General features: G+C 53.8%; 31 protein-coding genes. 24 read left to right on the top strand and 7 right to left on the bottom strand.

What is annotated here, in order from left to right:
• The first annotated feature begins 89 nt into the window (after positions 1–89).
• The 14 genes from EDC38_RS14530 (at position 90) to EDC38_RS14465 (ending at position 10806) form a co-directional block, all read left to right on the top strand.
• Positions 90–497: a WapI family immunity protein gene (locus EDC38_RS14530; protein ID WP_123639261.1), complete on the top strand. Its 408-nt coding sequence runs from the start codon at positions 90–92 to the stop codon at positions 495–497.
• Positions 498–585: 88 nt separating this feature from the next.
• Positions 586–1062 carry a hypothetical protein gene (locus EDC38_RS14525; protein WP_123639260.1) on the top strand — a complete coding sequence of 159 codons (477 nt, stop codon included), beginning with the start codon at positions 586–588 and terminating at the stop codon, positions 1060–1062.
• A 102-nt stretch (positions 1063–1164) separates the two neighbouring features.
• Positions 1165–1866, top strand: a complete 702-nt coding sequence (locus EDC38_RS14520; RefSeq protein ID WP_123639259.1) for a hypothetical protein — start codon at positions 1165–1167, stop codon at positions 1864–1866.
• Positions 1867–1991: 125 nt separating this feature from the next.
• The gene (locus EDC38_RS14515; protein ID WP_123639258.1) at positions 1992–2357 is read left to right on the top strand and encodes a hypothetical protein; all 366 of its coding nucleotides are present in this window, start codon (positions 1992–1994) and stop codon (positions 2355–2357) included.
• Between the two features lie 87 nt (positions 2358–2444).
• On the top strand, positions 2445–2807 hold the full coding sequence (locus EDC38_RS14510) for a hypothetical protein (protein ID WP_123639257.1): 363 nt from the start codon (positions 2445–2447) through the stop codon (positions 2805–2807).
• Between the two features lie 105 nt (positions 2808–2912).
• Entirely contained in the window at positions 2913–3302 is a 390-nt protein-coding gene (locus EDC38_RS14505; protein WP_123639256.1) for a hypothetical protein, read from the top strand.
• 330 nt (positions 3303–3632) lie between these two features.
• Positions 3633–4223 carry a DUF2971 domain-containing protein gene (locus tag EDC38_RS14500; RefSeq protein ID WP_123639255.1) on the top strand — a complete coding sequence of 197 codons (591 nt, stop codon included), beginning with the start codon at positions 3633–3635 and terminating at the stop codon, positions 4221–4223.
• Positions 4224–4319: 96 nt separating this feature from the next.
• On the top strand, positions 4320–5012 hold the full coding sequence (locus EDC38_RS14495) for an AbiV family abortive infection protein (RefSeq protein ID WP_211331147.1): 693 nt from the start codon (positions 4320–4322) through the stop codon (positions 5010–5012).
• Positions 5013–5515: 503 nt separating this feature from the next.
• Positions 5516–6136, top strand: a complete 621-nt coding sequence (locus EDC38_RS14490; RefSeq protein ID WP_211331146.1) for a cytochrome c oxidase assembly factor Coa1 family protein — start codon at positions 5516–5518, stop codon at positions 6134–6136.
• A 93-nt stretch (positions 6137–6229) separates the two neighbouring features.
• Positions 6230–6730, top strand: coding sequence for a hypothetical protein (locus EDC38_RS14485; protein WP_123639254.1), 501 nt, complete (start codon positions 6230–6232; stop codon positions 6728–6730).
• 593 nt (positions 6731–7323) lie between these two features.
• A complete protein-coding gene (locus EDC38_RS14480; RefSeq protein ID WP_123639253.1) occupies positions 7324–7791 on the top strand; it encodes a hypothetical protein in 468 nt (155 codons plus the stop codon).
• 232 nt (positions 7792–8023) lie between these two features.
• The gene (locus EDC38_RS16750) at positions 8024–8566 is read left to right on the top strand and encodes an AAA family ATPase (RefSeq protein WP_123639252.1); all 543 of its coding nucleotides are present in this window, start codon (positions 8024–8026) and stop codon (positions 8564–8566) included.
• A 108-nt stretch (positions 8567–8674) separates the two neighbouring features.
• Entirely contained in the window at positions 8675–10327 is a 1653-nt protein-coding gene (locus EDC38_RS14470) for a SulP family inorganic anion transporter (RefSeq protein WP_123639251.1), read from the top strand.
• A 38-nt stretch (positions 10328–10365) separates the two neighbouring features.
• Positions 10366–10806 (top strand): YqaA family protein, encoded by a 441-nt coding sequence (locus tag EDC38_RS14465; RefSeq protein WP_123639250.1) that lies wholly within the window; start codon positions 10366–10368, stop codon positions 10804–10806.
• Positions 10807–10836: 30 nt separating this feature from the next.
• Here the strand turns inward: EDC38_RS14465 and EDC38_RS14460 are convergent, their stop codons facing one another.
• Positions 10837–11727 (bottom strand): poly(ethylene terephthalate) hydrolase family protein, encoded by an 891-nt coding sequence (locus EDC38_RS14460; protein ID WP_123639249.1) that lies wholly within the window; start codon positions 11725–11727, stop codon positions 10837–10839.
• Positions 11728–12082: 355 nt separating this feature from the next.
• Here EDC38_RS14460 and EDC38_RS14455 point away from each other — a divergent pair, with 355 nt between their 5' ends.
• Positions 12083–12496: a DUF6326 family protein gene (locus EDC38_RS14455; RefSeq protein WP_123639248.1), complete on the top strand. Its 414-nt coding sequence runs from the start codon at positions 12083–12085 to the stop codon at positions 12494–12496.
• Between the two features lie 214 nt (positions 12497–12710).
• Here EDC38_RS14455 and EDC38_RS14450 read toward each other — a convergent pair whose 3' ends face one another.
• Positions 12711–13001, bottom strand: a complete 291-nt coding sequence (locus tag EDC38_RS14450; protein WP_170162950.1) for a Rho-binding antiterminator — start codon at positions 12999–13001, stop codon at positions 12711–12713.
• A 160-nt stretch (positions 13002–13161) separates the two neighbouring features.
• On the opposite strand from EDC38_RS14450, the gene EDC38_RS14445 reads away from it, so the two are divergent.
• The 6 genes from EDC38_RS14445 (at position 13162) to EDC38_RS14420 (ending at position 20393) form a co-directional block, all read left to right on the top strand.
• The gene (locus tag EDC38_RS14445) at positions 13162–14163 is read left to right on the top strand and encodes a serine hydrolase domain-containing protein (RefSeq protein WP_211331145.1); all 1002 of its coding nucleotides are present in this window, start codon (positions 13162–13164) and stop codon (positions 14161–14163) included.
• 174 nt (positions 14164–14337) lie between these two features.
• The gene (gene katG / locus EDC38_RS14440) at positions 14338–16506 is read left to right on the top strand and encodes a catalase/peroxidase HPI (RefSeq protein WP_123639246.1); all 2169 of its coding nucleotides are present in this window, start codon (positions 14338–14340) and stop codon (positions 16504–16506) included.
• A gap of 151 nt (positions 16507–16657) precedes the next feature.
• Positions 16658–17887, top strand: coding sequence for an efflux RND transporter periplasmic adaptor subunit (locus EDC38_RS14435; RefSeq protein ID WP_123639245.1), 1230 nt, complete (start codon positions 16658–16660; stop codon positions 17885–17887).
• Entirely contained in the window at positions 17887–19107 is a 1221-nt protein-coding gene (locus tag EDC38_RS14430; RefSeq protein WP_211331144.1) for an ABC transporter permease, read from the top strand. The genes EDC38_RS14435 and EDC38_RS14430 overlap by 1 nt, the downstream gene beginning before the upstream one ends.
• Entirely contained in the window at positions 19100–19813 is a 714-nt protein-coding gene (locus EDC38_RS14425; RefSeq protein WP_123639244.1) for an ABC transporter ATP-binding protein, read from the top strand. The genes EDC38_RS14430 and EDC38_RS14425 overlap by 8 nt, the downstream gene beginning before the upstream one ends.
• A 142-nt stretch (positions 19814–19955) precedes the next feature.
• Complete coding sequence (locus EDC38_RS14420) at positions 19956–20393, top strand: phosphate-starvation-inducible PsiE family protein (protein WP_211331143.1); 438 nt, start codon at positions 19956–19958, stop codon at positions 20391–20393.
• Between the two features lie 82 nt (positions 20394–20475).
• On the opposite strand, the gene EDC38_RS14415 is transcribed toward EDC38_RS14420, so the two are convergent.
• The 5 genes from EDC38_RS14415 to nudE all read right to left on the bottom strand — a co-directional run bounded on the left by EDC38_RS14415 (position 20476) and on the right by nudE (position 23068).
• On the bottom strand, positions 20476–21282 hold the full coding sequence (locus EDC38_RS14415) for a M48 family metallopeptidase (RefSeq protein WP_123639242.1): 807 nt from the start codon (positions 21280–21282) through the stop codon (positions 20476–20478).
• Positions 21282–21761, bottom strand: coding sequence for a YbjQ family protein (locus tag EDC38_RS14410; RefSeq protein ID WP_051174465.1), 480 nt, complete (start codon positions 21759–21761; stop codon positions 21282–21284). The genes EDC38_RS14415 and EDC38_RS14410 overlap by 1 nt, the downstream gene beginning before the upstream one ends.
• Before the next feature lie 4 nt (positions 21762–21765).
• Positions 21766–22083 (bottom strand): YbjQ family protein, encoded by a 318-nt coding sequence (locus tag EDC38_RS14405; protein ID WP_024462065.1) that lies wholly within the window; start codon positions 22081–22083, stop codon positions 21766–21768.
• Between the two features lie 79 nt (positions 22084–22162).
• Entirely contained in the window at positions 22163–22372 is a 210-nt protein-coding gene (locus EDC38_RS14400) for a hypothetical protein (protein WP_024462066.1), read from the bottom strand.
• Between the two features lie 147 nt (positions 22373–22519).
• Complete coding sequence (nudE, locus tag EDC38_RS14395; RefSeq protein ID WP_024462067.1) at positions 22520–23068, bottom strand: ADP compounds hydrolase NudE; 549 nt, start codon at positions 23066–23068, stop codon at positions 22520–22522.
• Between the two features lie 39 nt (positions 23069–23107).
• Here nudE and yrfG point away from each other — a divergent pair, with 39 nt between their 5' ends.
• The 3 genes from yrfG (at position 23108) to hslO (ending at position 25122) form a co-directional block, all read left to right on the top strand.
• Entirely contained in the window at positions 23108–23776 is a 669-nt protein-coding gene (gene yrfG / locus EDC38_RS14390; protein ID WP_024462068.1) for a GMP/IMP nucleotidase, read from the top strand.
• Between the two features lie 8 nt (positions 23777–23784).
• Positions 23785–24177, top strand: a complete 393-nt coding sequence (gene hslR, locus EDC38_RS14385; protein WP_024462069.1) for a ribosome-associated heat shock protein Hsp15 — start codon at positions 23785–23787, stop codon at positions 24175–24177.
• Between the two features lie 69 nt (positions 24178–24246).
• Positions 24247–25122 carry an Hsp33 family molecular chaperone HslO gene (gene hslO / locus EDC38_RS14380; protein ID WP_123639241.1) on the top strand — a complete coding sequence of 292 codons (876 nt, stop codon included), beginning with the start codon at positions 24247–24249 and terminating at the stop codon, positions 25120–25122.
• Positions 25123–25717 lie beyond the last annotated feature (595 nt).

Genomic DNA, 25717 nt, shown 5'->3' with positions numbered 1-25717 from the left:
CGGAGCAAGTCTCCAACTAGAATCCGTATAGATGGCTGCAAACCTAAACTGTCACGATATTTTACTTGCACAAAACGGGGCGTCCATAGATGTTAAGTGATATGAACATAAGGCTTCAGACTAACGTCGAAAATTCTGTATTGGAGTTCTTAGCCGCCGAAAGCTACGGTGATGGCTCGGGTTATGGTGCAACTATATACGTGAACTCATCGGGCTTCTCGGCGCGCGTGTTTTGCACCTTTGGCCCATGGCCAATGTCGCAGTTCGTCGCTGGTCTTGAGCGCCTTGACGCCGAGCTTAAGGGTGAAGCAATCCTGAAGCCCGAATATGATCATTGGCATTTGAAGTTCTCGGCCATTTCTACAGGTAAAATTGTCGTTAGTGGAGTGTTGTACCAAGCCGAGCAAGAGCTTAGCTTTTCCTTTACAACCGACCAAACTTGCTTAAAGCCGCTTATATCAGATTTAAGATTATGGCAGTCCCAAACAAGCACTTAACAATCCAAGGCAGGGGGACATATTTTGCTTCGCTGCGCTCAAAACGCAAAATATGCCCCTGCTTGGGGCGTTACAAGGCAAGTCAAGAATGAGCTATCTTCACGTAACGATAAAAACGAAAAGTTCAGATGGCTGGCTTTGCATATTCAAAGATCTGTCAGTTTCCGACCTTAAGCAAAAGTTTGTTAAACCATATAGGCTCGGTAAACCCATCTATTACGATGGAAATATATTTCCGCCAAATGAAATCACGCAGATTAAGATCAATGAAACAGAAAAAACGCATGAAGATGAACTTAAAATTGTACAAGATGAAAGCTACAAAGAGGTTCAAGAGTTTAATCGTACAAGCTCTAGCGTTGTTCTAATAAGTGCAGGGCATGGATATAGTGACTACGAAATAAATGAATGCGGGAAAGATGTAACCAATTCATATATTTCCACTGGCCCTGGAGTCGGCACTGCTTTCACGGTAGCGGCTGAGTTCATTAAGCATCCTTGGGTTGTGCGCGTTGTCGGTGGCTTGGTGTTTCTTGCTGTCGCTGCATATCTGGGGTTTAGGTAAATGCCTTGTAACAAGGCCATTAAATTCGCTCCCTACGGTCGCCGGACGCTCGCAAGCTCGCGCCGTTTATGGCGGCGTTATGAGTATCACGTAAGGAGAGTTATGAGAATAATATACGTATTGGTTGTCTGTGCTCTTATGCAGGCGTGCTCTACTGTCGGATCAGTGGATAGGCCTAATAGCTACTATCAAGAGGGCACGTCAAGTTCAGAGGGTGGGTTAGTTGATAGCCCAATATTGGGAGACGATGACGCAAAAATAAATGACCTTTTAAGCTATAAAGTAAAATTGCCTGAAGAAAATCGGATAGCAATTTTAAAGTTAAGCGAAGATAGCTATTGGCGGTTCTATTCCAATGACTTTAATCAGCTAAATGACTCTCTGATTGAATCTCTTATTACAACACTTAGATCTTCACATAGGGTTTATGATGCGTCCTTTCTTCCCGCGATGCTTGTTCCCGAAAAAAGGTCAGTCCCTATTCTTAGGGAAGCTGCAGCAAGATTTCAGGCCGATCTTCTTCTTGCCTACAGAAGTTCCTGTCAGTCATATCAGAAATACAGGTTTATCAGCTCAAATGAGAATAAATCATATTGCTCGGTAGAGGCTGTTCTTTTAGATGTGCGCTCTGGAATTATCGCTAAATCTGTCGTGAGCACCGAAGATTTTTCAACTGAGAAATCAGGCGAAGACAAAAATTTCAGGGAGACTATCAAAAAAGCGGAACTAGAGGCGGTCGCAAAGGCTTTGGGCAATGTGGCCAACGAGGTGAACCTGTTTCTAAATAATGTACCAAGTATGTAAACTCATAACCAAGTGCACCAGTACGCCCCCTTCGGGCGCCGGACAACCTTATGCATCGCTTCGCTCAAAACGCATAAGGTTGCCGCTGTGCACAGGCGTTATGTTTTCGCAATACTCAAGACCTTATGACTAAAGATTTAGAAATACTCCAATCTATGTTTGAGGACTACTTCTCAAGCGATAGCAATTCACCGATCTATGACATAAGAATAGTGTCGTTGGATAGCGGGAAAAAACGTATTTCTGCTGAGCTAACGTTCAAGGAAAAAGAAGCGTATTGTTGCAGTGAGGCTACTTGTCACTTCAAGCCAGATTGGAGCCGTATACGCAAAATTGCCGTAGATAAGGGGGTGGCGCTTTCCACGCCGCTATCAATTGACTTCAGCGTCACAGTTGAGGAGGGGGCCAAAATTGGAACAAATAAGTCAATTGGCCTTCCACCTGAATCAGCATTGCACAAATATAGAGAAACTTTTAGTGAAAAAACATAACCAGGCGTACCAGTTCGCCGCCGCAAGCGGCGGCAGGACGCTCGCAAGCTCGCGCCTCTGTACGCGGCGTTAAGTGAATAATAGAGCATGGATAGAAAGCCAGAACTAGAAAGAGAAATACTAGACTTATTAAGTGACTTCGCCCCAAGAATTGAGGTGGCGGAAGATGCCTATCAATTGTCGGTTTCATATGACGCCAAGAGGGCTGAGGTAGTTTGGCCTTATCCACTCCACGAAGTCTTCTTTGACTTTTGGGAGGGCGATAGCAAAGTACTTTCTGAGTCTTTCGAGTTCTATGAGGGGGAATCAGATTCCGAGCTTGTTGAGTACCTAGGCTCAGTGCTAAATCGGTTTCTCACCAATACCATTAGAGTTCATGTTCAAGGCAAGGTGCTCAAAACAACAGAGCTACAGTATCAACAAGGTGGCGTATGGCAACCAGTGTTCTAGCATCACTTAACAAGCACAGTCTGTCGGACGTCAAAACCTTCGCTCCTTCGTCGCTACGGCTTTGCCGCCGCAGCTGTGGGCGTTATGCATAAGGTACAAAAAGACATGAGCTTTGAATTTTCGTCATCCCTATATAAAAGGTTCCTGTGGGTGGCCGTGTGCGGAATACTGATATGGGATGCAATAAACTACCCATTCCTGTTTATGGATAAATACAGAGTTCCTACCGTAATGCTAGTAATTGTCTCGCTCGGTATAGCTCTAAAAGTATCCATATTAGTCACTTTAATTAGAAAAAAGGGACCAATTAAGCCCTTGGTTGGGGTGTGGGGTGCTCTTATGATTGCAGGTGGTCTATTTGGTTTCGTTTCTATTCTTGCGGCTACAGAACAGCAATCAACTATCCTCATTTTAGAGAAATCGCTTCTGCTAATGTTCGGCTTGGCACTTGTATTGCCTTTGGCCAAATTTATTCGTACATCGGTCAATGCATAACCAAACCATTAAGTTCGCGCACTTCGTGCGCCGGACCTCGTTTCACTCGGCCGCTTATGGCGGGCGTTAGCTTTTTTCGAGAAAGGCAGTTTTAAGAGAGATATTGTGATTCTATATAAGTACGTATCCTTGAATACGGCTAAACGTATCATGGAAAACACATCGATCGCATTTACTTGCGCCGAAGATCTAAATGATCCGTTCGAAGCTACGGCGTTTGGCTTTTCTGATGGAAGTATCCCCGTACGCACTGCAATACATGCGTACAAGAACAACTTTTCAAGGAACTATGCGCTACTATCCCTAACGTGACAACCATTGAATGCTTTAATGTGGTCTCATTACGGCGAATCTCACCAAGGCGCCGTTATAGGTATTGATATTGAGGCTGCAGGCTTTACTTGTGAGGTCAGCAATGCTATTCCCGCTCAATTTGGCGAGGTCATATACACCTCAGAAAAATTGAGGTCTCCAGCATTTATGCCATCCGTCGAAGAGCTAAAGAGCATTTCCAAAAATAGTAACTTTAATAGCAGCTTATTTAACTTGTTTAAGCGTGCATTCCTGTATAAGTCTCTTGCATGGGCATACGAAGAGGAAGTTCGTGTCATCAAAACATTGCATGGGTCTCCTTACGGATATCACTCGGGCGAGGGTAAGTTCAAAAATGCAGCAGGAGAGTGGGAGAAAATATTTGTTAGCAGCTTGGGAAGGCCGATATATAATTTTTTTATGCCTTCAGGGTGCATCAAAGAGATTTATTTCGGAAACAAGGTTATGAACCACGTTGACCGCATAAAATCTATCTCTATTGAAACGTTTCAGAGCTTTAAGCAGCAATGCTTTGATAGGGGTATTTCGTTGTACATCAGCGAGCCTGATTTAACGACCTGGAAACTTGCATCCAGGGAGCTAGTGTAAAGCTAACAAACCAAGGCAGTGGGACATATTTTTGCTTCGCTGCGCTCAAAACGCAAAAATATGCCCCTGCTTGGGGGCGTTAAACGGATGAGGCTCGTGTCGAAGAAGCTACAAAGTTACAAAGGAAAGTTAAGTTTCGCGCAGATAGCCGAAGGAATGACTGCTGCGTTGGAAAATGCGGCGCGCTTGACACAGGATGCCAGACTACTTCTTGAAGCTGGAAGGATTCCGACAGCATGTTCCCTCGCTGCCCTGTCTATCGAAGAGTCTGGGAAGGTTTCAATACTTCGGGCCATGTCGCTTGCACGTAACGACGCTGAGCTGAAGGAAGAGTGGAAGCGGTACCGCTCCCACACCAACAAGAATGTACAGTGGATTTTTCCTCAGCTAGTGGCTGAGGGTGCAAGAAAACTAGACGATTTTCGTTCACTGTTTGATAAAGGGGCGGAGCATCCATACCTTCTGGATCAGATCAAGCAGCTAGGGTTTTATACGGACTGTCTTGGCAGTAAGGGACACTGGTCAATTCCTGATAAAGTGATTGATGGCGAGTTGGCAGAACAGTTAGTTGCTACGGCCGAGCTGCTTTCTTCGGCATCACCTACATCAGAGCGTGAGGTTGAATTGTGGGTCGAACAGGTCGGTCCTTTCTGGAAAAAGGAATTGAGCTGGATGAAGAGCGCAGTGGCAAATTGGTACGAAGCCATGCAGCGGGAAGGCTTAAAGCCGGACGGTAAAAATGGTATGGAGAAATTTCTAGATGACGGGGTTAACCCAGAAGACGTTTAACCAGGCGGTCAACCGGACGCTTTTTCGCTGGCGCTACAAAGCGTCCGGTTACCTTTGCGTTATGTGAATTTATGATTTTCGACGTATTTATCACTGTTCTCCTGGGAGTCGCTACATTAAGCATGGCTACGTTTGCATACGTGTATTTGCTTTTAGGCATAGATCGGATTTTCTCAGGAGCTTTTAAGTTCATACTCGGTACGATTGTCTACTTTGCTTTTTCAGTGGTTTTGGTCGCCCCGTTAGCATTTCTATTGTTTGCATTTGGGCCCGCACTTGATAGAAGCGACTGGGCTTTAATCTATGTCCTGGTAGCTTATGCAATAATTTGTACACCCACGTTCTATTACATTTTTAAGATAAAGATTGAAGAGCTTAGGAAAGCGGGATATTTTCTACCATAGTGATAAAACACATAACCAAGTGCAGAACTCCACAGCCTTCGGCTGTCGGACGCTCGAAAGCTCGCGCCGGTGTGCACGGCGTTAAACGAAAATCGGAGAATGAGTATTAATATGGAAAGAGAGTATATTTCGGGATTGGGGAAGGACTCTGTCGTGCCCGAAGAAATAAAGGGATGGAATTGGGGCGCCTTCTTGCTTAACTGGATATGGGGCATTGGAAATAGCACTTATATAGCGCTTCTAATGTTTGTTCCTCTGGTCAATGTTGTAATGATCTTCGTTCTGGGTGCCAAAGGAAGCGAGTGGGCATGGAGGAACCGAACTTGGCGAGATGTTGAGCATTTTAAATCGACTCAAAAAAAATGGAGGAATGCTGGGTTAGCGCTTGTTCTGGTTGTTCTCCCACTCTGTTTCATCCTACTTACTAATATGATGAAGGGAGAGGCGTATGATTTGTCCGTTCACGCAGTTCAATCCAACCCTAAGGTCGTATCAATAGTTGGAGAGAGCCCCGAGCCTGGACTATTCGTCCTCGGCGAAATTTCGTATGGTGGCTCTGGAGGCATCGCCAATCTAAATTATTCTGTTTCTGGCTCCAAAGGAATTGCGGAAGTATATGTTTACGCCACTAATCGGGCGGATAAATGGGAGCTAAAAGAAGTTCTAGCTGTAAGTAAGGAAACTGGGGAAAGGGTAGTCGTTTTGAGCCAATCAGAGTAGCGTCTAACAGTCCAAAGCAGAGAGGCATAATTTTCTTCGCTGTGCTAAAAACGCAGAATATGCCCCTGCTTGGGGGCGTCAGTGGAGACGATCATGCAAGAACTACTTGCGATAATAGAAGTTGATTCAGGAGATAGGGTTCTTTGCTGTGCTCCAGAATGCAAGCGCAGCGTATATAAGCGAGTACACGTAGTTCGAGATAATAGTCAAATATTGGTTTTTGGTCAGACTTGTTTCCGTGGTATATATAGTGATCTAGTGTCCGCTCCATCAAAATATACTGGATTTCACTCAAAAGTTCTGACGGAGGAGGAGCGTCGTTTACTTGTTGAGAATACAGAGGCTTTGATATTGCGTTTTGAAAATGAGTTTTCAAAAGGAAATTCGATTGAATTAGCATCAGAGTCAAGTTTGGTAGGGCACAGGAAAAATAATACGGATCATGATCAAGGGTCAGGAAGAGACGTTCTCTGCCATTATTGTGGAAAAATGATGGTTACTCATATTCAGCATGTACCAGCAATGGGTTTTAAATGCCAAGTGTGCAAAGATAATAGGGAAAGGTTGCCGGTACGAGGTAAGATTAAGCGATAGCAATATAGCAAGGCTTTCAAAGTGTTCGCTTTGCTCCCTGAGACCTAAAAGCTTAAGATTTACATGTCCTTTAACGTAGCGCTATGAATTCGGAGAACCATGAGAACGTACAATTTTCTAGCTTTTTTGTCTCTTTTCCTTTTGGCATGTTTGAACGCATCATGGGCTGATAGCATATTCAGGGCGTCGCCAAAGCTAAGCAAGGATCACTTCAGCTATTCTAAGTGTATTGATGTCGCTGCGAAATATCGAGAGAAGCTCACCTATGATGAACTGTGCCGGTATAGCCAAGCGTGCCCATCGGTCAAGAGCAGCGAAAAGTACGAGTCGTATTGCATCTACGATAATCTGAGCGAATGCTTTGAAAATAAGGCATGGAAAACAGCACATCAGCTCCTAGGGCTTCCGAGTAGTATAGAAATCGGATTGGTAACTCAGGGGCTTTCGTTTAAAAATGGCGCGCGAACAGGTCAAACGTGCGGCTACTACGACTAATTTTGTAACAATGGGATCATGTGATCGATTCGCGGTGGAAGCCCTACGAGTTTCTTCTAGTGCCGCATAGCAAAACGTTATCCGTAGAAGGCGTTGACATGCATCACCTAGCAGCTCAATGGATTGTAGGATTATTGAGAGATAGAAACATTCCCTTTCTGATCTGTGGTGGTCTCGCAGCGAAAGGGTATGGGTCTGAGCGCGATCTATATGATATTGACCTTTTTATCCCCGGTGAACATTTTTCGTCGGTGGTTAAGGCCGGCCATGAATTTGTATCCAAAGCTGCCGCTCACCGTCAAGAGGAAGGCTGGGATCTAACCTACGTCCAGTTCAAGTATGAAGGTATAAAAGTGGAGGTAGGTAGTGCTGATGGCCCGAAAATCTTCGACGCGAGCAGCGAGGCTTGGGTTCTGCTCAATATAGATTTTTCTCGCTATGAGTCGGCACATCTTCTGGGTCTTGATCTTCCCCTGATGTTGAAGGAGGACTTGATCTATTATAAATCATTGCTTTCGCGTCCAGTGGATATCGAGGATGTACGTGCCATGATTGAGCGCGCATAGCTTTGTGGCGCACCGGACACAATAATTGCAACGCCCTCTCGGACAATAACTTACTGTTCAGTCCAATTGGTTCAAATTCAGGGGTTAGAGTTCGTAGTCCCGTTCTGAATTTTAGTTCATGAAGATTCTATTGGATCCACGATATAATGGAGGGGAGTTATAGGTTTATGATTTCAGGTGGGGTAGGTCCATGCAGCCGTCTTTCAGGTTTTACAGCCTTACGTTTTGAAAAATGAAGAGAATAAATGTCATAGGTACAACCGGAAGCGGAAAATCCACGTTTTCTAGCCTGCTTTCAGAAAAGCTGGGCTACCCGTGTATCCATATGGACCAGATGTTCTGGAAGCCCGATTGGGTAGAGTCGAGTGATGAAGAGTTTTTTCCGAAATTGGAATCTGCTATTTCGGAAGACTGCTGGGTTCTGGACGGTAACTACAGTAGGACGAATGCCATCAAGTGGCGGAACGTTGATACTATCATCTGGTTGGACTATTCGTACTTCAAGACTCTGTTTCAGCTCCTTAGGCGTACTTTGTCCCGCGCCATAACGAAGGAGGAGCTTTGGCCGGAAACGGGAAACCGTGAGTCCTTCCGAATGGCTTTCGCGTCAAGGCATTCAATTTTCTTATGGTTCTTTCGCAACTATAATAAAAACAGGCGACGATATCAGGCATTACTTCAGTCACCGGAGTATGATCGTATAAAATTTGTCCACATTCGAGACCCAAAGCAAGCCCAGGCGTTTCTAGAAGGCGTGGCGCCGGAGCGCCGATAGCGCTCGGTTTACTAGGTTTCCGGACGGTGGTGGTATACTCCTGTCTCGTGCTCAATAGCGGCCAATTCAGTACCTGAACCTACACCGAGTCGACGGAGATGCAAGTCAATGACGTATGGTTTTGTCAACCAACTCTTTAACCAGATCAACCTCAAAAACCTGCGGGGCGATGTTTTTGGTGGTCTGACCGCGGCCATTGTCTCGCTGCCGATGGCCCTTGCGTTCGGGGTTGCCTCAGGCGCAGGGGCGGAGGCTGGCCTATATGGGGCAATTTGTGTTGGGCTCTTCGCTTCGCTATTCGGTGGTACCCCTACGCTAATCTCCGAACCTACTGGCCCGATGACGGTTGTCATGACCGCCGTTTTGACCTCTCTCGTGGCGAGTCATCCGGAAAACGGTCTGGCGATGGCATTTACGGTGGTGATGATCGCCGGCCTTTTCCAGATTTTGCTCGGTCTATTGAAGCTGGGGCGGTATATCACCATGATGCCCTACAGCGTGATATCCGGGTTTATGTCGGGTATCGGGATCATCCTCATTATCCTGCAGTTCGGCCCCATGCTGGGTCAGCCCTCGGTCAGCGGCGGTGTGCTCAATAACCTGTTGGCCATCCCCCAGTTTATTAAGAATCTGAGCGTCGCCGAGCTTTCCATTTCGTTAACGGCCCTCCTGGCGCTCTTCTTTATCCCAAGACGCATCGCAAAAGTTGTTCCCCCGCAGCTCATTGTATTGGTACTAGGCACCACTATTGCACTGCTGCTGTTCGGCGATAATCTGCGTTTGGTAGGCCCTATTTCATTGGGTATACCCGATTTCTATCTCCCGTACTTTACCGCTGATCAGGTGACCACCATGCTTATCGATGGCATGGTTCTGGGGACGTTGGGCTGCATTGATGCCCTGTTGACGGCGGTCATCGCAGACAGCCTGACTCGCAATGAGCACAATTCCAATAAGGAGTTGATCGGTCAGGGTATCGGGAACCTGGCCTCAGGCTTTATTGGCGGGTTGCCTGGCGCTGGCGCTACCATGGGAACGGTGGTGAATATCCAGACGGGCGCCCGGACAGCCCTTTCGGGGATCGTGCGCGCCGCTGTTCTATTGGTGGTTGTCGCGTTTGCCTCGGGGTTGGCCTCCAATATCCCTCTCGCCATTCTGGCAGCGATCGCTGTGAAAGTTGGTCTTAGCATATTGGATTGGAGCTTTTTGAAGCGGGCTCACCGTGTCTCGACCAGCGCTACCCTCATCATGTACCTGGTCATTGCGCTGACGGTGTTGGTGGATTTGATGGTGGCGGTCGGCCTTGGGGTCTTTATCGCAAACATTATTACCATCGACAAGCTGAGCCGATTACAAGCGCAGCGAAATATGCAAGTCATCAGTGATGTCGACGACAACATTTCGCTCGACAGCGAAGAAAAGAAAATCCTAGAAAAGAACCGCGGTGACATTGCCTTGTTGTATTTCAGTGGTCCGTTGATTTTTGGTATGTCGAGAGCGTTGGCACGCGAGAGAAACAGCTTGAATGCGTTCAGGAAAATTCTCATCGACCTCACCGATGTGCCGACGCTGGATACGACCATGGTGCTTGCCCTGGAAAATACCATTCAAGACGCTGTGCAAGGTGGCAAGTTGGTCACAACCGTTTGCTCAAATACCAATCGACACACGTCGTTGCACGAGTTTTTGGAATCAAACCAGATTCCGAAATTTACCTCCCGGATCGAGGCATTGACCTGGTTGGCTGATAAGGAAATCTAGGTCAATGCGTTGAGCCCACCCCTTCGGTGAGATGATTGATGGAGCACTTGGCGGAACTCGGCTACCTCGGCCTCTTCCTGTCCGCATTCCTGGCGGCGACGATATTGCCCCTCAGCTCCGAGGTGGTGCTCAGCGCTTTGTTGCTGAGCGGCCTGCCGCCGGTGGTTCTGGTTTCGGTCGCCACCGTCGGCAATGTGCTCGGCTCACTGACCAACTATGCCTTGGGCTATTGGGGGAGTCTGGTGGTGGTCAAGAAGTGGCTGCGGATGTCGGAAGACGACTTTGTCCGGGCCGAGGCGCGGTTTCGGAAGTATGGGATGGTGTCGCTGTGCTTTGCGTGGGTCCCCATTATTGGGGACCCTTTGACCGTAATCGCCGGCGTGTTGCGGATTCGCCTGCGCTGGTTTCTGCTGTTGGTGACGGCGGGTAAACTGATTCGCTATGTCGTCATCAGCTATATGACGCTCGCGTTTCAGTGAGCCATTGTTCTCACATCGCCTGGCGCTTTGCTAAGGCAGTTTCTTCTTGTCGACGGTCCATTCAGGGTGTTCGGCCAGCCCCGGTGGATTGCCGGTAAACAACTTTCCTGCCGTTTCGTCGTCCTTCAATTGCCATTTAAACCAGGCGGTCGCCACTCGGGCAAACTCTCCGCCGTGGGGCTGGCCGTAGGTGCCGCCGTGGCCCACGTCCATATTGCCGACGAACACTGGCACATGGTCAATCTGTTCCACGTCGTTCATGCCATTACCGTAAGCAATGTCGGATTCTCCGCCCAGGAGGTACAGTGTCGGGGTATGGATGTTTTCCAACTGCTTTTTGGTCAGGTTGGGAATGCCGGGCAGTGGATCTTTGGGCGGCTCGTTGAAGATGCCGCTATTGAAGACCCCCAAGGTGCTGACCCGAGGGTCGTCCGCGACGTCCAGCGCCTGCAGTCCGCCGCAGGACATGCCCGCGACGCCGATCTCGGTCGTGTCCAGCGCCTTGTGGTAGGGGCTGTTCTCACTCTCATTCTGTGCGATGGCCCAGTCGATGGCATCGGTCAGTTTGGAGGAGCTGGAGCGCTCTGTCTTCTGCTCACCGTCTTCTGTGGGCATGGTGCCGATGGCGACGACCATGAAGCCGTGGGAGGCGATTTCGTTCAGGAAGTTCACATGCTCCCAGGGGGAGTCGAAGCAGGCGCCATTGCCCCAGACCACAACCGGGAGTTTCTCATCGCTCAGCGCGGCGATGTTGTCGGGCCGGAACAGGGTGTGGGTGGGCAGTGAGGCATCCGTTGCCATAATGGCGCTGTAGGGGCCGGTGCCGCCGTCCTCGACCACCCGTGATGCGATGGTTTCGGCCGAAGCGGAATTTGCCAGGATGCACGACAGCAAAACAATGAGGGCTTTAGCGTTTCTCATGGGACTCGATCTTATTGTTGAGGGTTGGGAGCGGTCATTATGGCGATGAACCAAAACCGAGTCCACTCCCCGGGCATGGATCCGTTCTGAGTCCACTCATACAGCATATTGGCAGTCGAGCCAAAATCGGGCACACTTTGTAAACCAAACGCGCTCGTTTACATGCCGAGGCTCTTAAAAAAGACAATAAATTCAATGCATTACCAAAACACGCGGTCAATTTACGCGCACTACCCGTCAGAAGAACGCGCATGCGCACATTCTGAACCTGCATCACTTTGACGGACGGTCTTCTGCGTCGGCCGTCATTGTGTAGGGCGTTGACACCTATATTAAAAGTCCAGAGGAACTGTATATGTTAGGGAAATATGAGGTTCGAGATGTTCTATCCACACTGTGGATCTTCGTGACAGTTAATTATATCTTTTGCGATATCTTTACCTTACATTACGCGCCCGCTCTAAAAATGTTTATCGAAGGAAAAGCGGGAGATATAGTCATATCTCAACAGTTCCTTCTGATCTTCGCTTTTATACTTGAGATGGCGATGTTGATGATAGTACTGGCAAGGTACCTGCCGTATCGAATCAACCGATATCTTAATATCGCGATTGGCGCCTTCATGTCTTTTCAGCAATCGGCTACGCTCATGCTGGGCGACAATAGTATGCATTATATTTTCTTCAGCGTAATCGAAATTGTAACTACTCTTTCGATTGTATGGCTGGCGCTCAAGTGGAAAGGAGACAAGGAATCTCTTTCATCCTAAAATGCGATTCCGGTCTGGTTTGATGAAGATATTTTCCGAACTTGGAGTCGGAAATTACGTGAGGCTGCTGTGTTCTGTATGGGAACTGCAGAAGAATAAAGGTCATTTCAACGCTCCATCGAGTGTTCACTTACGTAACCAATAATGACCGGTTGTTGATTCTGGATTACGAGTACCCTTACTGAAGGTTTTCCTGGCTAAGCCACGCTCTGTATCACCGCGGTTTAAAAACAACCGTATCAAAATGGGGGTTGGGTTTGAGTGCCTTGATTGAGGCAATACTATCCGTGCGTACTTTGATGTCGGTTCGGCCGGGGTATCGCAGTCCGAGCAGCCATTCGACTTTATCGCGGGTAATCTTCGTATCCTTGGGGGTAAAAACCAGTTCTTCACCATCCATGGTTTCGATGGATATTGGTATGCGATAGGTGCAGGCAATTTCCAGGTAGTCGTGCTGATCGCAAGTGATAGGTTCTCTGCCCTTGGCCGGCGTGTTACTGAACATGATCGGTACCCTACTGTCGATGGTTGCCAGGTTCCACATCCATATAGCCGGCAAGTACTGGTATGTGTCAAGGGATCCATGTTGGTGTGCTGGACGTACGAGGTAACACATAGTTACTTTATCAGCTTACTGCTGATTCCATAGAGGTGGTCTTCGTCCCATGAGTTCCCTGATGTCCAAAGCGCTGCTTATTTTACTGATGTTTGCTACCAGTGCGGCCCTCGGTAACGATAAGGACTGGCGTTCTGAACTGGCGCGCGATGCGGAGCGCCTGCCCAGGTTGCACTCGCTGTTGGTGTTGCATCAGGGCGAAGAGGTGGTCGCGCTGGATATCCGGGGGCCGGGGCTGGATACGCCGGTCAATATCAAATCCCTGTCAAAAACGGTGCTCGCGGCTCTGGTGGGTGTCGGGATTGAGCGTGGGGTTCTGGAGGGGGTGGATCAGTCCATTGTGGAGGCGCTGGGCGATCAGGTGCCGGAGGCGGCCACCGAAGGGGTGGAGCGCATTACGCTGGGCAATCTGCTGTCTCTACAGGCGGGGCTGCAGCGCACCTCCGGGCGCAATTACGGGGCATGGGTCAACAGCGACAATTGGGTGCACCATGTGCTCACCCGGCGGTTTGTGGATAAGCCGGGCGGTCGGATGCTTTACTCCTCCGGTAGTACGCATTTGCTCTCCGCCGCGCTGACCGAAAGCGCAGGGCGCAGCACGCTGGCCTTGGCCCGCGAATGGCTTGGGGAGCCGCTGTGTATCGCCTTTCCCGCGTGGGATCGGGACCCCCAGGGCATTTATTTTGGCGGTAACAATATGCTGATGTCGGTGCGGGAGCTGGCCGCCATCGGGGAGCTGTACCGCAATGGCGGCCGGGTAGGGGAGCAGCGGCTGTTTTCCGAGGGCTGGGTGGACACCTCCTGGACCGGGCGGGGCGAGTCCGCCTATACCGATGATCCCTACGGCTACGGCTGGTTTCTGCGCCCGCTGGGCGGTGAACCCGGCTACTATGGGCGCGGATATGGTGGGCAGTTGCTGTATGTCGTCCCCTCCCTTGAGTTGACTGTGGTGATGACCTCGGACCCGACTCCGCCGTCCCCCGGTTCCCGCTATCTGCGCCAGCAGTTACGACTGTTGGAGCAACACGTGATTCCTGCGCTGCGCCCGTGAAGGCCGCTGCGTTCGCCTTGAGCGGCGGCTATTGCAGGGGGCTATACCGCCCTTTGTGAGAATCTATCACAGATGGCAAATCGATTTGCTATGCTCCAATAGATCCATTCTTGTGCTATACCGTATAGATCATAGCCGCACGTAATCATAAATGAACGCGAAAGGAGCAGATCGATGAGTGACCAGAACGCAGGCGCCGGAAAATGCCCGGTGATGCATGGCGGCGCAACGCTCGCCAGCACGTCCAATATGTCCTGGTGGCCCGAAGCCATCAACCTCGACATCCTTCATCAACACGACCGCAAAACCGACCCCATGGGGGAAGATTACGACTACCGTGAGGAAGTCAAAAAGCTCGATTTTGAGGCTTTGAAAAAAGACCTTCACGCCCTGTTGACCGACAGCCAGGAATGGTGGCCGGCGGACTGGGGCCACTACGGCGGCCTGATGATCCGCCTGGCCTGGCACGCCGCCGGTACTTACCGGATTGCCGATGGCCGTGGGGGCGGTGGCACCGGTAATCAGCGCTTCGCGCCGCTGAACTCCTGGCCGGACAACGCCAGCCTGGATAAGGCCCGCCGTCTGCTGTGGCCGATCAAAAAGAAGTATGGCAACCAAATCAGCTGGGCTGACCTGATTATCCTGTCCGGTAATGTGGCCTATGAGTCCATGGGGCTGCCGACGTTCGGCTTCTCCTTTGGTCGGGAAGATATCTGGCACCCGGAGAAAGACATCTACTGGGGTGCAGAGAAAGAGTGGTTGGCGCCCTCCGATGAGCGCTATGCCAACGTCGACAAGCCGGACACCATGGAAAACCCGCTGGCCGCCGTGCAGATGGGCCTGATCTATGTGAATCCGGAAGGTGTGAACGGCAAGCCGGACCCGGTAAAAACCGGTGCGCAGATCCGGGAAACCTTTGCCCGTATGGCAATGAACGATGAGGAAACCGCGGCCTTGACCGCCGGGGGCCACACCGTCGGTAAATGCCACGGCAATGGTGATGCCGAGGCACTCGGCCCCGAGCCCGAAGGTGCGGATGTGCACGAGCAGGGCATGGGCTGGTACAACGCGAACCTGAAAGGCAAAGCGGCCAATGCGATTACTTCGGGTATCGAAGGTGCCTGGACCACCAACCCCACCCAGTTCGATATGGGGTACTTCAAGCTCCTGTTCGGCTACGAGTGGGAACTGAAGAAGAGCCCCGCCGGTGCCAACCAGTGGGAGCCGATCGACATCAAAGAAGAGGACAAGCCGCTGGATGCCAGCGACCCCAATGTCCGTCGTAACCCGATCATGACCGACGCCGATATGGCGATGAAGATGGACCCGACCTATCGCGCCATCTGTGAAAAGTTCATGAAGGACCCGGACTACTTCCGCGATACCTTCGCTCGCGCCTGGTTCAAGCTGACCCACCGCGACCTGGGTCCGAAAGACCGTTACATCGGTCCGGAAGTTCCGTCTGAAGACCTGATCTGGCAGGACCCGGTCCCGGCCGGCAAGAAAGACTACAACGTGGAGGCGGTCAAAGCCAAAATCGCGGACAGTGGTCTGAGCATCGGTGAGATGGTCAGCACCGCCTGGGACAGTGCTCGCACCTTCCGTGGCTCCGATATGCGTGGCGGTGCCAATGGCGCGCGCATTCGTCTGGCGCCACAGAAAGACTGGGCCGGTAACGAGCCGGAGCGTCTGGCCAAGGTACTGAAGGTGTACGAGAAGATCGCAGCGGACTCCGGTGTGAGCGTCGCCGATGTGATCGTGCTGGGCGGTAGCGTCGGTATCGAGCAGGCCGCGAAAGCCGCCGGTCACAAGGTGAGCGTGCCCTTTGCACCGGGACGTGGCGATGCCTCTGACAAGATGACCGATGTGGACTCCTTTGAGCCGCTGGAGCCGGTCGCCGATGGCTTCCGTAACTGGCTCAAAAAGGATTACATCGTCAAGCCGGAGGAGTTGTTGTTGGATCGCGCCCAGTTGTTGGGCCTGACCGCGCCGGAAATGACCGTACTGATCGGTGGTATGCGCGCTCTGGGTACCAATCACGGCGGTACCAAGCACGGTGTGTTTACCGATCGCGAAGGTCAGCTGACCAACGACTTCTTCGTCAACCTGACCGATATGGCCTATCGCTGGGAGCCCAAGGGCAAGAATCTTTACGAGATTGTTGACCGTAAGTCCGGTGATGTGAAATGGACCGCAACGCGCACCGATCTGGTGTTCGGCTCCAACTCCATCCTCCGGGCCTATGCCGAGGTCTACGCCCAGGATGATAACCAGGAGAAGTTCGTCAAGGACTTCATCGCCGCCTGGACCAAGGTGATGAACGCCGACCGCTTCGATATTTAAGCGGTTGCCCTGAAAAACCCGCGTCGTCTTTCTGGCGGCGCGGGTTTTTTTGTGCCCGGCGTTTGCCTTTTCCGCTCCGGATTGCGTAGTCATAGCGGTATTGATGTGAGATTCTACGTTTTCATAGAGAGCATTCACCGGGAGAGTCAGAGTGCGTCGCGTTTCAACCCAAGTTGTGGTTCCTCTGGCCATTGTGGCCTTGATCGTCCTTTATTTTGGCTGGCAAAGCTGGCGGGGGCCGGAGGTCGAAGGCTATGTCATTGAGCCGGTACCGCTGGTACAGACGGTGGTCGGCACCGGCCGGGTGATGACTGCCTCCCGCGCCCAAGTCGGCAGCGAAATTACCGCCGTGGTGAAGGAGCGCCGGGTACAGGAAGGGGATACCGTTGCGCCGGGGGAGCTGCTGCTGGTGCTGAGCGCGGAAGATATTGCCGCCGAGGTGCGTCAGGCTGAGGCGGCCCTGGAGGAGCTGGTGACCACCCGGCGCCCACAGGCGGCCATTGATCTGGAGCGGGCGGAGTCGGAGCTGGCCCAGGCGCGGCGGGAAACCGCGCGACGGCAAGCCCTGGCAGAGCGCTCGCAGCTGTCCGCCGAGGCGCTGGAGCAGGCGCAAGAGGCCGAACGACTGGCCCAGGCCGCCGTGGACTCGGCGCGCTTGACGGTCTCCGCTCTGGCGCCGGGTAATGTGGAGGAGCGCCGACTGGAGCAGCGCCTGGCCGCGCTGCGTGCCCAGCTTGCCAAAACCGAGGTGCGCTCCGAAGTCGCCGGCACGATATTGACCCGCAATGTCGATCCCGGCGATCTGGTGCAGCCTGGCCGCGTGCTCTTTACCATCGCGCTGGAAGGGGGCATGGAAATCCGTGTGCCGCTGGACGAGCGCAATCTGTCCCGCCTGGCCCTGGAGCAGAAGGCCACCGCCATTGCCGACGCCTATCCGAATCAACCCTTTCCCGCGCGCGTGAAATTTATTGCCCCGAGTATCGACCCGCAAAGCGGCACGGTGGAAGTGCGCCTCGCCGTCGACCCGGTGCCGGCGTTTGTCCGCCAGGATATGACCGTGTCGGTCACCATCGAAACCGGGCGACGAGACAGTGCGCTGGCCGTCCCCAACGATGCCCTGAGGTCGGTACAGGGCCGTGAAGCCGAGCTGCTGCTGGTGCGGGATGGCCGGGTGCAGCGCCAGGCGGTGACCCTGGGGCTGCGCGGATTGGCCATGTCCGAAGTGGAGAATGGACTGAGCGAAGGCGACCGGGTGGTGGCGGATATGGCGACGGAACTGACCGAGGGCAAACGCGTGCGTTTCGTTGAGCGGCAAGCGCCGGTGTCGAGCGACCGCGACAATGCCGCCTCCCGCAATGAATCACCGATGAACTTTGACTGATGGTCCGGCCGAAACGTTTATGGACAGAGTGGACCCTCGCCATCGGCTTTTTGCGCGAGGGGCGCACGCAATCGCTGATGATTGCCATCGGCGTGGCCGTGGGTGTGGCGGTGATCGTATTTATCACCGCGCTGATTCAGGGTCTGCAGAGCAACACCATTGAGCGCACTCTGGGCACCCAGGCCCATATCCGGCTGCTGGCGCCGGAGGAAGTCAATCGGGTGCATCCGGCCTCGCCGGGAACGTTGCAGTTGGTGCTGGAAGACAAGCGCCCGCAGCGCCTGCGCTCGATCAACAATTGGCAGGAAATCACCGCAACCCTCGACCAACTGCCCGGCCTGAGTGCGGTGTCTCCGGTGGTGTCCGGCCCCGCCTTTGTGCGTCGGGGCGAAGCGCTGGAGTCGGTGGCACTGGTCGGCATTGATGCGGAACGCTATCAGCGGATCATTCCTCTGGACGACTACATGGTGGCCGGCGAGTTGCGCGTGGGCGCGGACGACGTGCTGATTGGGGCGCGTCTGGCTGAGGATCTTGGCGTGGGCCAGGGGCAAAAGCTGCGCTTGGAATCCGGCGAGCAGAACGGCGCGGTGGTGAACATTTCCGGCATTTTTGAACTGGGCGTGCGGGAGCTGGATGAGCGCTACGTGTATATGGATTTGAAGCAGGCACAATCGCTGCTGGACTTACCGGGCGGGGTAACGGTGATTGACCTGACCGTGCCGGATATTTTCACTGCGGATCAGGTTGCCGACCGGGTTCAGCGTCTGATCGGCCTGGATGCGCAGAGCTGGATTGAAACCAATGCCCAGCTGATGAACGCCCTGACCGCCCAGAGCCTGTCCACCAATATGATCATTGTGTTTGTGGCCATTTCCGTGGCCTTTGGTATTGCCAGCGTGCTGTCGGTGAGCGTGGTACAGCGCACCCGGGAGATCGGTATTCTGCGCGCGACCGGTGCGACACGGGCCCAGATTTTACGTGTGTTTCTGATCCAGGGGGCGGTATTGGGCATGCTCGGCTCGGTGATGGGCATCGCGGCGAGCTACGGATTGGTGTGGGTATTCAACACCTTTGGCCCGGGACTGTTTTATATTCCGGTGCCGCCGGGCCTGGTGGCGGCCACGCTGCTGCTGGCCACCCTGACCGGGGTACTGGCCGCCGCCGTGCCGTCACGCCGCGCGGCACGACTGGACCCGGTGGAGGCCATTCGCTATGTCTGATACGCCCGAGGAAGTGCTTCGGCTCGACGGGCTCAGGAAGTCCTACAATGTCGGTCAGCCCAATGAAGTGGAAGTGTTGCACGGCCTGGATCTGACCATTGGCCGCAACGATTTTGCCGCGCTGATTGGTCCCTCGGGGTCGGGCAAAAGTACCTTGCTGAATGTGATTGGTTTACTGGACCGCCCCACCCGTGGTGAGCTGTATCTGCTCGGACAGGCCACCAGTGGAATGGACGACTCCGGCCGGACGGCTCTGCGCGGTTCCAGCATCGGGTTTGTATTTCAGTTCCATCACCTGATCAATGCGTTTACGGCCATCGACAATGTCCTGATGCCCCTGATGCTGACCCACGGCAAGCCCGACCAACAGGCTCGGGAGAAAGCGCTGGAGCTTCTGGCCGCCGTGGGGCTGGAGAAATACGCCAATACCAAGCCCAACCAACTCTCCGGCGGCCAGCAACAGCGGATCGCCATCGCCCGGGCGTTGATTACCGAACCGGCGTTGCTGTTGGCCGATGAGCCGACCGGCAACCTCGATACCCAAACCGCCGCCGAAGTGTTTGAACTGTTCCGCAAGGTCCATCGCGACCGCGGCTGCGCGGTCCTGCTGGTCACCCACGACCCCCGGCTGTCCGCCACCTGCGATCGCACGATTAATCTGGTGGATGGTCGTATTGTCAGCGATACTGTCAATGAACCGGGATGACGTTGTCATCCATACCGAGGCGCTGTCAGGTTAACGCAGCGTAAATGGCTTTTTGAGGGGCGCGACAATGGCGGACACAGAGAAAGACGCCGAATCCAATCAGAGCGTGGGTCGGAAGCATGAGCTTCACCAGGAGCTCCCAATGGATTTTCCGGACCCCTTTTTCCGTGGGCTTCACGGAATCATCCGCGTTGCTATTCGAGTGTTGGCGGTGCTGATGGTGCTTGTCATTCTCTGGGGCGTCGGTGATGTTATCTACATCATCTACGAACGATTACTGACTCCGCCGTATCTATTACTCAATATCAACGATATTTTCTATACCTTCGGGGCTTTTATGGCGGTGCTGATTGCGGTCGAGATATTCATCAATATCCGGCTGTACCTCGGCACCAACGTATTCCCGGTCCAGTTGGTGGTCGCCACCGCACTGATGGCAATCGCTCGAAAGGTCATCGTGCTGGATTTCGAAACCCTGACCCCGATGTACCTGATTGGCATTGCGGCGACGACACTAGCCTTAGGCGTTACCTATTGGCTGCTACGGCAAGGGAGTCAGTACCATGATTGGGACGACTGAACCCTTCTTGCGATTCCAATAGGCGTATTCGGTGACGGGTACGACTGGCCGTTCCCCCAGTTCTCCTGGTCGTAAAACTCGGTTATGGAGCGACGCTGGGAATGGTTGTTAGCGTGCCGTCGGTCCGGTAACCACGGGCGTTGGATAGTTGCTCAAGGCGCTCCAATCGTGCCTCGGTGTCCGGGTGGGTGGACAGCCACTCGGGTAGGGCGCCGGCTTGCTGTTGTTCGGCCAGCCAGCGGAACAGTGAGTCTGCACCGGCCACGTGGCCATAGTGGTTGTGCAGCGCTTCCAGGGCCCAGGCATCGGCTTCGCGCTCCATCTTTCGGGAGTAGTCCAGCATCGCAAGTTGGCCACCGGAGCCGGCGAGCCAGTTCAGGTCACCCCGCCCGAAAATCAGTGCGCTGATCAGTCCGAGTCCGGTCTGTCGGGCAGCATTCTGCAGCGGGTGTCGATAGTGGATGTGGGCAATTTCGTGCGCGAGCACAAAGGCGAGGCCCTGTTCGCTGTCTACTTCGTCAAGCAATCCGTCCAGCACAATAATGTGGCCACCGAGCGTGGCAAACGCGTTGACGGTTTCCTGCTCCTGGTGATGAACCACAACATTCAGCTTCGGGTTGAGTCCGCCGGCCCGAGCCAGTTCGTCCGCCAGTGTTTGCAGGTATTCGGTGCGTTCGGTCGGTTCGAGCTGTTCATTCAGGGAGTCGCTGAGCGACTGCTCCCAGGAGAAGGGAATCCAGCGGGCGCTCCAGCCCAACACCAGAATGACCAGCCAGGTCAGCAGTGCCAGGCCGGCGGCAAAGCCCAGCACCAGGAGGATGAAATCCCGCTGCCAACCCTGGGGTTCGTAGTTGATGCCCTCTGGAGGCTGTCGGTTCTGATAACCCATCAGCGCGGTGGAATCAGTGCCGTGCCGTAGGCGAGTACTTCCAGTGAGCCGACGCTATTTTCCCGGCCTCGGCCGGCGATGGCGGCGGTTTCAAATTTGATATTGAACACCCGGTCGGCGCCCAGTGCGGCGGCTTCCTCGCGCAGTCGCAGCAGTGCTTCACGACGTGCCCGGTCGATCAGGGATTCGTAGCTGTTCAGGCGACCACCCACCAGCAACCGCAGGGCGGCGATAAAGCGTTTGAAGTAGTCCACTGATACGACGACGGAGCCCATGACCAGTTGGGTTTGCGGTGGGGTCAGTTCCGGGGGTGGTAGGCGTTCGGAAAAGACCATGACCTGGCCGGGGCGTGTTTCGGCTTCGATAATACGCTGGTAGTGGCGACGCTCGAGAATGCGACCGGAGACAAAACCGGTTGCCAGAAGCACAAGGCCGAATATCAGCGGCCCGAGCAACTGCAGCGACATGAGTGTGTTCATGCGTTCAGTCCTCAAGCACCACGGCGCTGCCGTAGACAAACAACTCGGCGGCGCCCTGGGCGACGGAACTGGTGGAGAAACGCACATTGAGTACGGCGTTGGCGCCAATGGATTCTGCCTGGGCTTTCATCCGCTCAATGGCTTCCTGGCGGGAGTCGTTGAGGAGTTCCGTGTAACCTTTGAGTTCGCCACCAAAGACGTTCTTGAACGAGGCAGCGATGTCACGACCGACGTGCTTGGCGCGCACGGTGCTGCCCTGAACCAGGCCCAGATGATCTTTGACTTTACGGCCCGGTACGATCTCGAGATTGGTAACCAGCATCCATTGAATCCTTGTGTGTTATGGGATTGTCAGGGTGCCAGTATAGCGAAAATTCAGCGGGTTGCAGACGCTATCGTCCTTAAAACGATGCGGGTAACTGAGCCAGCATGTCCCGGCGGGAGTGGATCAACTCTTTGTAGGTTTGCATCATGCTGAAATCGACGGGTTCATCGCTGGCTTTGAGGGCATCGAGTTGGCGCTCAAAGCGGGTGATCTCTCCGATGAGTTTTTCACGGAGTTGCTCGGTCCCCTTGAGCGAGGCGCTGAAGGCGTGGTTGGGTCGGGTCATGGTCAATCTCCTTGCGTGTCCTTTAGTGTTATAGAATAGTCCAATTTCCCCGCGCTGTTCTGTGTTCCAATAGACTGTTTTGTTACCAAAAGGGCCGTTTGGCGCATGGCTCGACTGTGCAGGTTATAAGCGCAAAATCGGGGCCATTCAGCCGTGTTTTTCGAGCCAGGCTTTGGCGTAAAACAACGCGGCGATCGAGCGGCCTTCGCACACTTCATCCTGGATGACCAGCTCCAGCAGGTCGTCGAACGCCACCGGAACCACTTCAATCGGCTCCGGCTCGTCTCCCTCAAGTGATTCCGGGTACAGACCCCGGGCGAGAATCACGTTGATGCCGTGCTCCATATAGGCGGGCGAGAGGTGCATCCGCTTGAGAAAACGCAGATCCCGGGCGCCATAGCCGGTTTCCTCTTTCAACTCCCGGTTGGCGGCATCCAGAATCTCCTCGCCCCGGTCCACGGCGCCCTTGGGCAGCGCCAGGTGATAGTCATCGATGCCGGCGGCGTACTCCCGGATCATCACGACCCGGCCGTCGTCCAGAATGGGCACCATCAGCACCGCTCCGGGGCCGCCCGCACAGAGCTTTTCGTACACGCGTTCCTCGCCATTGCTGAAGCGTAGCAGCAGCTCATCGGCGCGGAAGAGGCGGCTGCGGGCGACGGTGTGGCGCTTTAATATCTCGGGTTTTCTGGGCATACTGGACGTCAAACTCCGTTGTAATAGGCTGTTCCCGGCATGATCAACTGGCAAGAGATCGACACCGTGTTGCTCGATATGGATGGTACCCTGTTGGACCTCCATTTCGACAACTATTTTTGGCTGAATCACCTCCCCAAGCGCTACGCGGAAATCCACGGGCTGGATCAGGCGGCGGCGACCGAATTCCTGATGGAGCGCATTGAGGCGCGCCAGGGCACCCTGGAGTGGTACTGCCTGGAGCACTGGTCCCGTTCCCTGTCCCTGGATATCCGGGGCCTGAAAGAGGAAGTGCGCCACAAGATCCAGATTCGTCCCCACGTGGAAACCTTCCTGACTCGCCTGCAGGAGCACGGCAAGCGCCGGGTGCTGGTGACCAACGCACATCCGCTGAGCCTGTCCCTGAAACTGGAAGAGACCGCCATCGACCGCTGGCTGGATGGTATCATCTCATCCCACGAGCTGAATGAGCCCAAAGAGTCCCAGGCCTTCTGGGATCGGCTGAAGGAGCGAGAGCCCTTCGACCCGGAGCGGACCCTGTTTGTGGACGACACCCCGCGAGTACTGGCCTCGGCCCGGGACTACGGTATCCGCCACCTGCTGTGTATTCATCAGCCGGACAGCCAGAATGAGCGCCTGGTGGAAGATTACCCGGCCATTCACCATTTTGATGAAATTACGCCCCCGGAACGACCGAAAAGCGCATGAGTGAACCTCTGGAGAAAGTCCGAATCGACAAGTGGCTATGGGCCGCCCGGTTTTACAAGACCCGCAGCATCGCCAAGCAGGCCGTCGAGGGCGGCAAGGTCCAGTGCGACGGGCAGCGGGTGAAGCCGAGCAAGGATGTGACTCTGGGGCTGACCCTGAAAATCCGCCAGGGTTTTGATGACAAAACCGTGGTGATCAAAGCGCTGTCGGACCAGCGGCGGGGCGCGCCCGAAGCCCAGTTGCTGTACGAGGAGACCGCCGAGAGCATCGCCCTGCGCGAAGAGCGGGCGGCGCAACGCAAGGCCGGTGGGCTCGCCGGTCAGATCATCAGCGACCACCGGCCCAACAAGAAGGAGCGCCGCCAGATTCACCGCTTCCGGCGTCAGGAACTGGATCCATAGCGCGCCTGCCGGCGCCTCCCGGTGCCTTATCCACCCTCTCATCACTACTGAATTGGACTACAACACCCCATGTTCGATAACGACCTGCTGCACCGCTTCCTGTTCGACGAATGCGACGTTCGAGGAGAAATTGTCACCCTCGGCGCGAGCTACCGGGAAGTGATGAATAATAACCCCTACCCGGAGGGCGTGCGCGAGCTGCTCGGAGAGTTTCTGGCGGCGGTGGCGCTGCTGAGTAGCACCCTGAAGTTCAATGGCATGATCAGCCTGCAGGCCCAGGGCGACGGGGCGGTCAGTATGGTGATGGCCGAGTGCGACCATCACAAAAACCTGCGCGGCATCATCCGGCTGAAAGACAGCGCTGACCGCCCTCAGGGGCGCGGTGTGGGCGAACTGCTGGGCAAGGGCATCATGGCCATCACCATCGAGCCGGAGCGCGGTGAGCGCTATCAGGGGGTGGTGCCCATGGACAGCGACAACCTGGCCGAGTGCCTTGAACACTACTTCTACCAGTCCGAACAGCTCAAAACCCGGCTGTGGTTCGCCACCGGCGAACATGCCTGTACCGGGCTGATGCTCCAGGCGTTGCCGACCCAGAAGCACGCGGACCCGGACGAAAACCGGGACCACTGGGAAACCCTGGGAACCCTGGCCTCGACGGTCAAGGACGAGGAACTGCTGGGGCTGCCCCATGCTGATGTCCTTTATCGGCTGTTCAACGAATACCAACTGCGCCTGTTCGACCCCAGCGAGCTGCGCTTTCGCTGCAGTTGTTCCCGCGAGCGCAGCGCCAATGCGCTGCTCTCCCTGGGCCGTGAAGAGGTGGACCAGTTGCTGATCGAGCAGGGGGGCAAAATCAGTATCGATTGCCAGTTCTGCAATCAGCACTATTCCTTCAATGCGGGCGATATTCAGGCGCTGCTGGGCGACCAGACGCTGCACTGAAAAAATCTTTATTGTCACCTTGACAATATCGCAAACCGGGTCTTATACTCATTATTACCATAAGCGATGTCCTTGGTATGGCGTGGGTCCGTCCCCTTTCAGGGCTCCCGCCCAGGCTGCAGGCACCCCTTGCGGCCGCCAAGCAGAGCTGTGTCTTGGTAGACGTTGTTTTGGTTGTATCTTTTGTTCTCTCCATGTTTCGCCGGGCTGCGTCAGTAGCCCGGCTTTTTTCTTTCTGGCGTCCCGATTTTGATCTTCACTGGAAGAAGCTTCACAAAACATATTGAAACCGGTTACAAAAATGCGCACAATACGAGCCTGATTGGTGCATTAAACCGGTTATTCTGCGGTAAACCGTTTACATATTGCACTGGTCAGCGCTGCTGTGGGCATCGCCAGGACCGGCGCTTGCGCGCGGTGAGCTTTTTACCCAAGCTGTTGTACCCTTTCACCCCGGCTGCTTTCAGCCGGGGTGCTTTATTTTAGGGCTCGGATTTTAGGGGCCGGATTTCAGGGATGCTCTGCCCGGCGTTGATGGGTAAACTGTCCGCGACCAGAGGGCCTCTCTCTGCTTTTGACACTCTCTGTTTCTGAC

This window comes from Marinimicrobium koreense (assembly GCF_003762925.1).
GTDB classification, from domain to species: Bacteria; Pseudomonadota; Gammaproteobacteria; order Pseudomonadales; family Cellvibrionaceae; genus Marinimicrobium; species Marinimicrobium koreense.
This window is presented reverse-complemented; position numbering and strand designations above follow the sequence as displayed.

Excerpts from the sequence above, each read along its gene's own strand:
- EDC38_RS14510 (WP_123639257.1), top strand. The coding sequence starts at position 2,445 with ATGGATAGAAAGCCAGAACTAGAAAGAGAAATACTAGACTTATTAAGT.
- EDC38_RS14470 (WP_123639251.1), top strand. The coding sequence starts at position 8,675 with ATGACGTATGGTTTTGTCAACCAACTCTTTAACCAGATCAACCTCAAA.
- EDC38_RS14480 (WP_123639253.1), top strand. The coding sequence starts at position 7,324 with ATGCATCACCTAGCAGCTCAATGGATTGTAGGATTATTGAGAGATAGA.
- EDC38_RS14525 (WP_123639260.1), top strand. The coding sequence starts at position 586 with ATGAGCTATCTTCACGTAACGATAAAAACGAAAAGTTCAGATGGCTGG.
- EDC38_RS14415 (WP_123639242.1), bottom strand. The coding sequence starts at position 21,282 with ATGGGTTATCAGAACCGACAGCCTCCAGAGGGCATCAACTACGAACCC.
- EDC38_RS14460 (WP_123639249.1), bottom strand. The coding sequence starts at position 11,727 with ATGAGAAACGCTAAAGCCCTCATTGTTTTGCTGTCGTGCATCCTGGCA.
- EDC38_RS14430 (WP_211331144.1), top strand. The coding sequence starts at position 17,887 with ATGGTCCGGCCGAAACGTTTATGGACAGAGTGGACCCTCGCCATCGGC.
- EDC38_RS14530 (WP_123639261.1), top strand. The coding sequence starts at position 90 with ATGTTAAGTGATATGAACATAAGGCTTCAGACTAACGTCGAAAATTCT.
- hslO (WP_123639241.1), top strand. The coding sequence starts at position 24,247 with ATGTTCGATAACGACCTGCTGCACCGCTTCCTGTTCGACGAATGCGAC.
- yrfG (WP_024462068.1), top strand. The coding sequence starts at position 23,108 with ATGATCAACTGGCAAGAGATCGACACCGTGTTGCTCGATATGGATGGT.
- EDC38_RS14420 (WP_211331143.1), top strand. The coding sequence starts at position 19,956 with ATGGATTTTCCGGACCCCTTTTTCCGTGGGCTTCACGGAATCATCCGC.
- EDC38_RS16750 (WP_123639252.1), top strand. The coding sequence starts at position 8,024 with ATGAAGAGAATAAATGTCATAGGTACAACCGGAAGCGGAAAATCCACG.
- EDC38_RS14455 (WP_123639248.1), top strand. The coding sequence starts at position 12,083 with ATGTTAGGGAAATATGAGGTTCGAGATGTTCTATCCACACTGTGGATC.
- EDC38_RS14425 (WP_123639244.1), top strand. The coding sequence starts at position 19,100 with ATGTCTGATACGCCCGAGGAAGTGCTTCGGCTCGACGGGCTCAGGAAG.
- EDC38_RS14465 (WP_123639250.1), top strand. The coding sequence starts at position 10,366 with ATGGAGCACTTGGCGGAACTCGGCTACCTCGGCCTCTTCCTGTCCGCA.
- EDC38_RS14500 (WP_123639255.1), top strand. The coding sequence starts at position 3,633 with ATGTGGTCTCATTACGGCGAATCTCACCAAGGCGCCGTTATAGGTATT.
- EDC38_RS14490 (WP_211331146.1), top strand. The coding sequence starts at position 5,516 with ATGAGTATTAATATGGAAAGAGAGTATATTTCGGGATTGGGGAAGGAC.
- EDC38_RS14485 (WP_123639254.1), top strand. The coding sequence starts at position 6,230 with ATGCAAGAACTACTTGCGATAATAGAAGTTGATTCAGGAGATAGGGTT.
- EDC38_RS14520 (WP_123639259.1), top strand. The coding sequence starts at position 1,165 with ATGAGAATAATATACGTATTGGTTGTCTGTGCTCTTATGCAGGCGTGC.
- EDC38_RS14400 (WP_024462066.1), bottom strand. The coding sequence starts at position 22,372 with ATGACCCGACCCAACCACGCCTTCAGCGCCTCGCTCAAGGGGACCGAG.
- EDC38_RS14450 (WP_170162950.1), bottom strand. The coding sequence starts at position 13,001 with ATGTTCAGTAACACGCCGGCCAAGGGCAGAGAACCTATCACTTGCGAT.
- EDC38_RS14410 (WP_051174465.1), bottom strand. The coding sequence starts at position 21,761 with ATGAACACACTCATGTCGCTGCAGTTGCTCGGGCCGCTGATATTCGGC.
- EDC38_RS14405 (WP_024462065.1), bottom strand. The coding sequence starts at position 22,083 with ATGCTGGTTACCAATCTCGAGATCGTACCGGGCCGTAAAGTCAAAGAT.
- nudE (WP_024462067.1), bottom strand. The coding sequence starts at position 23,068 with ATGCCCAGAAAACCCGAGATATTAAAGCGCCACACCGTCGCCCGCAGC.
- EDC38_RS14505 (WP_123639256.1), top strand. The coding sequence starts at position 2,913 with ATGAGCTTTGAATTTTCGTCATCCCTATATAAAAGGTTCCTGTGGGTG.
- EDC38_RS14445 (WP_211331145.1), top strand. The coding sequence starts at position 13,162 with ATGAGTTCCCTGATGTCCAAAGCGCTGCTTATTTTACTGATGTTTGCT.
- katG (WP_123639246.1), top strand. The coding sequence starts at position 14,338 with ATGAGTGACCAGAACGCAGGCGCCGGAAAATGCCCGGTGATGCATGGC.
- EDC38_RS14515 (WP_123639258.1), top strand. The coding sequence starts at position 1,992 with ATGACTAAAGATTTAGAAATACTCCAATCTATGTTTGAGGACTACTTC.